At 41.9% G+C, this 1,142-nt stretch carries 2 protein-coding genes and 2 pseudogenes; 2 read left to right on the plus strand and 2 right to left on the minus strand.

Annotated features, from left to right (window positions below; all coding sequences use genetic code 11):
* A pseudogene (locus QZ506_RS14795) lies at positions 1-248 on the minus strand (IS1 family transposase); the annotation flags it as partial.
* On the opposite strand from QZ506_RS14795, the gene QZ506_RS14800 reads away from it, so the two are divergent.
* Both QZ506_RS14800 and QZ506_RS14805 read left to right on the plus strand, forming a co-directional pair.
* Positions 168-335, plus strand: coding sequence for a hypothetical protein (locus QZ506_RS14800; RefSeq protein ID WP_291972056.1), 168 nt, complete (start codon positions 168-170; stop codon positions 333-335). The pseudogene QZ506_RS14795 and the gene QZ506_RS14800 overlap by 81 nt on opposite strands.
* Before the next feature lie 49 nt (positions 336-384).
* Complete coding sequence (locus tag QZ506_RS14805) at positions 385-774, plus strand: pathogenicity island protein (RefSeq protein ID WP_291972058.1); 390 nt, start codon at positions 385-387, stop codon at positions 772-774.
* 25 nt (positions 775-799) lie between these two features.
* Here QZ506_RS14805 and QZ506_RS14810 read toward each other — a convergent pair.
* Positions 800-988: pseudogene (locus tag QZ506_RS14810) on the minus strand (IS1 family transposase); the annotation flags it as partial.
* Positions 989-1,142 lie beyond the last annotated feature (154 nt).

The following is a 1,142-nucleotide window of genomic DNA, read 5'->3' on the forward strand; positions in this document are numbered from 1 at the left end:
ATCCGAGCGTCTTGCGATTGAGCCGTTGCAATCGGTTACGCAGTGTCAGATGTGCACGCTCAATACGCTGTGTATACAGCTTTCCAACAATGTGTTTTGCTTTTGGAAGTTCGTCGTTGTAAGCCCTGTAGCCATCCGTGTTTGCATGACTGACGACGGTAACGCTGATGGTCACTTTTGCCATAACCGTGTTTTTTCACAGAAGATGTCTGTTCACAAAACGGGCATCTTACATCAACTTTAGCCACTGTATTCCACATCCAAAACCGGACATTTCACACTGCAATCAACATATTGAATACACGACAAAAATCAGGTATAAGGTCGATGTCTAAGATTCTCATTGCATTTGAGAATAAGATTATCCCATGGAGGTTGTTCTACATGCTTGATTTACTAAAAAGTATCCCTTTGGTTGATGGTATATCCAAGCCTAATAGTAAAGGAGAAATCGCGATGAAAATAGCGGATCTCTCTGCGAAAGGCTATTCATGCAATCTCTACTGGATTCTGGCAATACATCTTGTTGACTCTTGTGATTTTTCATTGGAAATATTGTGTTATGTTTCATGTTTGTTGGGGGGACATCATGACATTCACGATTTTTCCTGCTATATCTCCGATGAGAAAAGTTGGCTGTGTTGTGTCTATGATAAGAAAATATCTGCCGAAGTGATGGCAAAAGAAATAGAGATTCATGTGGCGCTAACACGTTATTTTAGATACCTCATTTTGAGTAAACAACACCCATGGGTCGTGTGTTCAATGGGTTGATGTAGCATCAAACGTAGTACTCGCGTTAGATGTAAGTACCGATGATCCTGTCGTGCATTTCGGATGATTTTGAATATCCGAGCGTCTTGCGATTGAGCCGTTGCAATCGGTTACGCAGTGTCAGATGTGCACGCTCAATACGATGTGTATACAACTTGCTAACAATGTGTTTTACTTTTGGAAGTTCGTCGTTGTAAGCCCTGTAGCCATCCGTGTTTGCATGACTGACGAGGCTTTGTTGAATAAATAGATATTATGCTGCGTAGCCATAAAGGCTGCGGATTCCCTTGACGTAAAATCAGTATGTTAAATCCAGAGCGTGGTGATGCATCCCGGAGCGATCAGCATTTTAATCCAAAACAGGCGTG

The sequence above is a fragment of the Candidatus Symbiopectobacterium sp. genome (assembly GCF_020054415.1).
In the GTDB taxonomy this organism is placed as follows: Bacteria; Pseudomonadota; Gammaproteobacteria; order Enterobacterales; family Enterobacteriaceae; genus Symbiopectobacterium.